Below are 8,156 nucleotides of genomic sequence, written 5' to 3'. Positions count from 1 at the left end.
CTTGGGGTGCTTGGTTTGACAACAACTTTAACTGTAACCTCTTGGCTAACTCTATCAACCTTATCTTTCTCAAAGATATTTGCAATGTAAGTACGTGTACCAATACTTGTCACATCTGGCGTTGTTTTCCACGTAGCGTCAAAATCACTTGGGAACGTCTGTTCAGCCCCTCTTTCAGTATAAGAAATTCCATCTTTCGGATTTGATTTCAATTGTTCAAGTTCTGCGCTACCTCTTACACCCGTAATTGTCTTCCCTGTAAAGTTACGGTCTTTTGCAACATATACAGAAGCTGCATCGCTCGTCGCATCAAAGACGGTTTGAGTCACCCTTACTGGTACAGTTGAAGAACCTGGTAGACTTGATTGCTCTGTTTGACGTAGATAGCGCCCCTCAGGCAATGCATAGCTCCACTGTCCGTTTACAGGAGTTACGTCTACTCGACCTTGTGTTCCTCGTCCATCTTGGAATTGAATAGTTACTTTGGTCGCATTCTGAAGAGCGGTTCCTGAAATTGTACGGTCAGCATCTGACAGCTTATTATCATGAGTAAACGTAACTGTCGGAACTTCTGGTTTGGCTACAACCGCATGAGAAATATCAATAGTAGAACCATCCGGGAAGTTAATCACAGCTACTTTCGCCTTATCGTCCGTAGTTCCTACTGTATATCTTGTCGATGCTGGAAGCACCGTGCCATTTAGCTCTTGGATTTTATCTTTAAAGCTTGTTTTGGCTGTTGGTGTAAAGTTACCATTCGTGATTGCTGCATCATCATTATAGGTGACTTTTTCTTCAGCTGTTGGGTACTTGACAGTGTCACGATAATAGTCCGCATGGCTCTGAATCACGACATTTCTTTCAAGAAGATTAGACTCTGCTCTTGCAGCATCTATCGTTGACAAAACAAGAGTATAGTTACCTGGAGCGATTCGACCATTTGCTTGAGCACTGACAGGAGTTCCTTCAATATTATTAGCAATATCTCGACCAGTGAATACACGAACACGAAGTCTTCCTCTGTTAGAAGCGGCATAACCTACAGTCAGTCCGTTATCATCTTCCACATCCTCTCCCTTGAACAAGTCTTTCAACTCATCTACAGTAGGCGATGGGATTTTTTGCCCGTTTTGTACTTCTTTGCCAGTTTCCCAAGAAACTGTCGGAATGGTATTAGTTGGTTCTTCAGATAAAATCCAATCTAGGTCAGAAACACGCCCAACTGAAACCGGTCCATTGATGTTTCCACCATTGTAGTAGTGAGCTCGGAACTTCACATTTCCTCTATCAGAACCAATAGTAAACGGTGAGCTATACAAAGCAGCATCTGTATCTTTGACCTGGAGGGTAACCTTAGTCATAGATGGATTATCCGGATCTGCTTCACTTACTAGTTCTAGTTTGTTCGCCTTATCTGCATCCGTAGATAGCGTCCATGTGTCGCCATCTTTCTTCAGACCGATATCCACTCCACCGCGAGCAGTTGTTCCTCCGATACGGATGTATCCAGAAGTTGTATCATGCGGAATGTGAACTGTAATCTTACGTCCTGCTTGGAGTGGTGTATCGATAATTGCACGTCCCATTACAACACCAACATTCGTTGCTTCAGACTCTACATTATTTTTCACTTGCACAAGACTCACTGGAGTAGCGGTGTATTTGGCATTAAAGCGTGAGCTTGTTTGTGTTAGGAACTCATCTGCTCCAAGCTTATAAGTCCAACTACCGTCTGCTTCAGGAATGATTTCTTTGATACTACCATTTTGTAAGGTCAATTTCACTTTTTCTGCACCTGGCATAGCCTGACCAGAAATGGTACGTGCAGTTGACAAGAGACCTGGTGTTACATTCGGACGACTCTCTAAATCATTCACCGTTGGTGCTGTTGGTTTAGAGATAACTGTTACATTCACAGTTTCACTTGACCCATCTTGGTAAGTCAAGGTAGTTGCAACAACTTTAGTCGTTCCTGCAACAATAGCGGTTTGTGGATTTTTAGCTACAACGGATTGTTTGGTTGCGACTGTTACACCTGTAGCTAATTGCTCATTTGTAGGTGTCGCACCCGCAGCGATAACAACGTTTTGGGTTGTTGGAGCTGTGTGTTCTGGGATGTTGTGATTTACGCTATTTGCTTGAGACTGAACATCATTTTTTCCTCTAGTAGAGGCTGTTGTGATAGCTGTATCTCTATTTACTTTTGTGTAGTCAAATGTAACCTTGCCATTTGCCAGGCTGACACCATCTGGTAAGTTTGTTTTAGATGTCCAATTCGTTCCTTCTTTAGTCAAGGTTACTGTGGTGCTGGTATTTTGTTTATTCTTATAAGTTAAGGTCACATCTTCTGCATCTGTTGGTAAGGTAACTTCTACATCTCCATTTTGACGTGTAGCACTAGTCGTTGCGCTCGGTTGTTCAAACTTGGCTTTACTTTCTACTGTAGTAGTTGTTCTATCGTTATTTGATGCGATGACTGAAACGGTTGTTCCGTCAGCCACCAAACCTTTTGGCAAGGTAAAGCGATTACCATTAGCAGTAATACCTGTCACATTTCCCCAACGTCCTTGGGTGTCCTTGCTATAGTGAAGTGTTTCAGTTGTATTATTTCGCTGGTTGCGGTAGGTCAAATCAAACTTGGTAGCCGTATCTGGTACAGTAATATCAACTGAACCATCTGCTTGGGCTACATTCGTCAAGCCTTCCAAGCGTCCTAAAACTTTATGAAAGGCATTCTCAGATGGTTTGGTTTGTCCTTCTCTTCTCTGATTGGCTACGACTTGCGAACCAATTTTAGCTACTCCATATGGGATACGAACTAGGGCTGTTCCATCGTCACTACTTGTAACAGAGACCTCTGGGGTCGCTTGCGCTTGATCCTTCTCCCAACTGTTTCCTTTTTTAGAAAGCATGAAACTTCGGAAAGAGTTCCTTAAATCACTAAATAATACAGTTGCCTTATCCGCGTTTCCTTGTCCTACTTTTATGGTTACGCCCAAGTCTTCTGGGCTTTGGCTAATCTCTGGTTTGTTTGGATGTTGAACCGTTGGACCTGTCGGTACCTCTATCTTGCTTTCCTCACTGTATTCTGTATTGGCATCTACTTTTTGGCTAGCAAAAATTTCTGTTCCTCTCTTAGCTGTACCGTAAGGGATATGAACCGTTGCTGTTCCTGTATTTCCAGCATCTTCTGTTACGACGATAGTGGTATCTTGATTCGGATTGTCTTTTTCCCAACGACTATTGACCTTGCTAAAACCAACAGTCTTGTCAATTCCAGCTTCATCTGTATAGCGAACTTGCGCCTTATCCGCTTGTAAGTGACCGATAGAAGCTGTAATTTCATTCGTTCCCTTGTCTAGTTCTGGACTCTTGGTAAACTGAGGGTAAGTAGCTTCCAGAGTGTCATCACTCAAAGCAGAGACGTACTTATCGACAATTTGATTTGTATCAGTATTGACCATAGCCACAACCAGATGCAAGGGTTTCCTTTTCAATTGTTCCCGCTTGAAGTCCCCTGCTCTAGCAGATATAAATTCAGCAATTCCACCTTCTTTAACTATTGTCTCTGCTACAATATGATCTTTAAAGTCAACTGCTTTTTTACTACCAGAATCTGAATCGTCAACATTTCGACCACCATCTACTAAGAAAGCCTTCCATTTATGTTTATTGTCAATGCCACGAGCGTTACTAACATTGATTCCTTTAGCATGAATAACAATTGGTGGCTGTTCTGTTGCAAGAGGAACCAGAGCCTTACCCTTGAGCTTTTCTGGAGTGGCGACATAGTCTTCTGCTGGATTTTTGTCAAAGCTACCTGAGTTTGGCGGGAAATTTATATTCATTCGGTATTCTTTTACATTCCCTAAACTATCAGTAGCAGCGACGACGATAGAATAACCACCTGAGTTTCCTCCTGGAGATCTTAAGTTGACCCCTAGTGTCGTGTCGCCTTGTTGTCCATAATGTTCTTTAGTTTCTTCTTTTAGCCCACCCAAAACAGTGACATTCAAGCTCTTAAGCCCTTTTGGACTCTTAGCTCTAAATCCTATCAAAACGTCACTTCCGGCTGGTAGGTTAAAGTCCGTATTGTTATTTAAAGCAGGTTTATTCTTCCATCTTGTATCGTTTTGTCCGCCAATAGCACTAATACGCTCTATAACAATTCCCGATGCATCTTTTTCTGACGATCGGTCTGAATAGACACCCTCACGTTTTGTACCATTCTGTTCATACCAAGTGCCGTTAGCCTTTTGCTTGACGTAATAATTTGCATAGTCAACAGCGACATTGTTAAAAGTAACGGTTCCTCCTTGGTTCCCTGAAGAGATACTAGATACCAGGGTGTCGTTTTGTCCCTCACCGCCTTTTTTATAGAGTTCAACAGTCGTATTGCTATCCACATTGGATACTCTAATATTCGTAGTTGTCCCAGCCGCTGTGCTCAAGTTTGTATCAATAATTGGTTTCTTCGGTTTTGTTACAAAATGGATTTCTCCTTCATTAAAGGAATTGTCCTTATAGGAAACGCGATACCTGTAGGTATGAACCCCAGAGCTGGAAATAGCATCTTTTGTCAAATCAGATTTACTGATTTGTTGATCACCCTTATACCAGGTGATTGTTTGCTGCTGTTCTCCTAGCTGCACTGACAAATCATCCTTGTTTAAAACTTGATCTTGGTCATTAACGTACTCACTATATGAATATTCATCCAAGTCAAAGGCTTTATCTGTATCATTTGTATCATTGCCGGTCAATACTCCTTTGACTCCATTATCAAGAGGTTTATCCTTATATTTAGAGTATGAGTAAGCTGTATTGGCACCATCTTTCTTAATCTCCTGACCAGTGCTATTCAATACCGTGCTGGTGTAATAGGCTGTGTTTTGCTCCACTTGATAGTAACCATTGCCCTTGAGGCGGAAGCGAGTCTTATCAGCAAAACCGCGTTCACCTTGCGTGCGAGCATGCAGCAACATAGCTAGATAGGTCTTACTACTACTACTACTACTACCTTTTACAGCAGAAAAGTAAACCAACTTGTCTAGGTCATTGTTTCCTCTAGTCTTAAAGGTGATTGTATAGCTGGTATTTCCAGCAATTTTTCCAGAGTAGACTGTCCCTCCTGACTGATTAACGATGTCTTTTTTAGAATCTCCAAGTCTGCGTTCTTCATCATTCTGAAGACCTGTTGCAGCGTTGCTATCATTTCTATTCCCTCGAGAGTGGAAGGAGTCGTTTCCTTGACCAGCTGTGTCTCCCCAAATTCTATCAAGTGAAGAAACGTCATAAGACCCATTTGGTCCAAACCTTCCCCCTTTACCTCTTGCATTTGTATTAGTAGGAGTCCCTTTCGTTACTGCTTTGGCATTAGTAGCTTTCAAAGAGGCTGTGACATAATCATCGTTTCCATCCCTAGGATCCGAACTTTTAGCTGTAGTCCCAACACCATCTACCTGTGTCACAGTGACGCTATTTGGAACAAGACTTTGTCCATTAGGCACAGAGAATAGGAAACTAATCCCATCTAAGTTTTGTCTCCCTTGGTTTACAGTAACTTTCCAGCTAAATCCATCTGCAGTCGATTTAACTTCTTCCTTTAAATAATCCTTGATACGAGAAACCTTATCCGGGTTTCCACGACCGATTAAGGCTCTCTCATTAAAGAAAGCGTAGGTGTAACGCGGAAGTCGGCTGTTTTCTGGATCCTGCCCTTTTTCGAAGTAGTAGCGATACTTATCGTTATAAGGGCTAGAACCAGTTGTTTTCGGCGGAACTGAGCGACTGGTTACAGAGCGAGGACTCCGTGGTTGGATAGTGGTTACTGGATTTTCCGAAGAAAACAGCTCATCTCTTATGTCATCCTCATCATCGCCAAGTGGAATAGGGTCATAGTCAGGCTGATTGTTTTTGAGCGTCCGCGGCTGGAGGAGGCTGGTGCTGCTTGTTTGGTTGGAAACAAAACCATCTGAAGTAGCTAGACCTGTAGATGTAAAACTCGCCTTTTCCAAGATTGCTGGAGTTTCTAGGCTAGGTGTCAAGGCTTGATTGACACGGCTCATAAGCTCAGCCATCAGCCTTGCTTGCTCATCAACCTGCGCTTGCGTCGCTTTTGGATCTTCCAAAACTGCCTTAGCTGCTGCTAGGCGCGCTTCCACTTCAGCATGGAGTTCCTGCATTGAGCTAAGCGTTAGTTTTGCCAACAAAGCTTGCAGATTGCTTTGGGTTGATTTGGCTGCCTCTGTATTAGCAGCAGCTGGCTCTTCTTGCTCTTTTTCTCCCTCTGCTTGAGGAGTTTCTTGAGCAGACTCTGGCTGGCTAGAGTTAGAGTCTACCTCAGCAGGTTCAGCTGCTGCTTGCCCTTGATTGGCTTCCTCAGCTGGCGCTTCTTTCGTTTTCACCTCATCAGGTGCTTTTATTTCAGCTGGCTGGTCAGTCAGAGCTTTCTTGGAGTCTTCCTCATCCGAGGATGCCGGATTTCCATCTGCATTGCCATCAGAACCTGCCGTAACGACATCACTTGTCGTAGCTGGAGTAATTGTCTCACTCGCCGCCACAGCCCCATTCGCAAAAAACATCAAGGCCGCAACAGCAACGCTGGCAGCACCAAAGTGATATTTACGAATGGAGTAACGGAAAATCTTTTCCCCGTTATCATCACGATATGATTTTCTCATTATCTTACCTCTCATTTTCCTTTCTGGAGGTACTAAAAAATACCCCCCCCCCTTAAATATTTTAGTATTTAAGGAAAGGATATGTTTTTTTCTTTTTGTTCCCAGGCTTGTCAAAAGACAAGTTTTGAGACAGTATTATTATATACTATTTTTACAAATTTGAACAGCAAAACGCTAACTTTTTGCTGGCGTTTGTTAAGGATTTTTTTCAGAAAGATACCGAGCAAGTCTAGTCTATAGATCAGATTATCTTAAAAGAGCTCTATTGACAAAAATTTGAAGTTCTACGGAATTCTTTTATTCTCATTTATCTAAAATAGATAAATATAAATCTAGTTTCTGATTCAAATATAGAGCAAACATATCTGCCATGGCTGATAAATCATCCCTTAAATGATAGTGGTCAAAAGCTTCATAATATTTTAATCTATCAGTAAATTTTATATCAATAGGTGGATAACCTGCTTTCATCAGTTCCAAATTAACCAATAACCTCCCTGTTCTTCCATTTCCATCAATGAAGGGATGAATAGATTCAAACTCAATATGAAAACGGGCAAGTTTAGTAACCATATCTTCTTTGCTATTTTCGTATCGTTCCAGTAACTCTTCCATCTTAGGAACAATTAAATAGGGTTGCACAGGTTCATGAGCTGCCCCCATGATTCGAACCGGAACTCTTCGATACACACCCCTATCTTCTTTCTTGTCTGCCAAAACCAAATAGTGAATATCTTTTATAATCTTTTCAGAAATTGGAGCATCTTCACTAACAAGTTGCCTTACATAATCAAAAGCATCTTTATGCCCAATGACCTCCAAATGCTCTTTTAAGGATTTCCGGTCAATTGTAAGTCCTCTAAGAACCATATCTGTTTCGCGTAAAGTCAGTGTATTCCCTTCAATAGCATTAGAATTGTATGTATATTCTACTAAAAATTCTTCATTTAATCTTTCTACTTCCCCTTCAGTTAAAGGACGTCGTTTTTTTAGACTTTCTAATTTATCTTCCAAGACTAGAGTGAGTGATTCTTTAGTCTTATATCTCCCATCTGTCGGCTTTACTGCGTCACATGGGATTTTCCAAGTTCTTCCCTCTTGATATGCACCGTGAATCTTCCCTTCTGAGCACAAAATTCTTACTCTTCTGTCAGATATTCCCCACTTTTCAGCGGTTTCTTTCACTGTAATATACATCTTTTATCCCTCCGTTCTGTCACATTATATCACCTTGTCGGAACAATAGCAAGGAAGTCGGAACAACATCTATCACTTATCGGAACAATAGTATTTTCCACTATAACTATGGGATATAATATATCGAAGGTAAATGTGAACAAAGTAATTAGGGAATTTAAACTAGTTTATGACAATATTTGAGAAATTATATGGTAGTATTACAGACTCAATCTCCTCGATACATTACACACTAAAATAATATAGTAGATTAAAATAATGATGTATAGACACTAA

The 8,156-nt window shown here is 41.4% G+C and carries 2 protein-coding genes; both read right to left on the bottom strand.

Annotation, left to right across the window (positions count from 1 at the left end; all coding sequences use genetic code 11):
* Positions 1-6,683 (bottom strand): YSIRK-type signal peptide-containing protein (locus HT679_RS09000; protein ID WP_173214224.1); only part of this gene is annotated, 6,683 nt, incomplete at its 3' end.
* A gap of 303 nt (positions 6,684-6,986) precedes the next feature.
* A complete protein-coding gene (locus HT679_RS08995; RefSeq protein WP_173214214.1) occupies positions 6,987-7,880 on the bottom strand; it encodes a DNA-binding protein in 894 nt (297 codons plus the stop codon).
* Positions 7,881-8,156 lie beyond the last annotated feature (276 nt).

This window comes from Streptococcus sp. 4886, from assembly GCF_013276485.1.
GTDB lineage: Bacteria > Bacillota > Bacilli > Lactobacillales > Streptococcaceae > Streptococcus.
The sequence above is the reverse complement of the archived record's forward strand: the minus strand, read 5'-3'. Positions and strand labels throughout refer to the sequence as shown.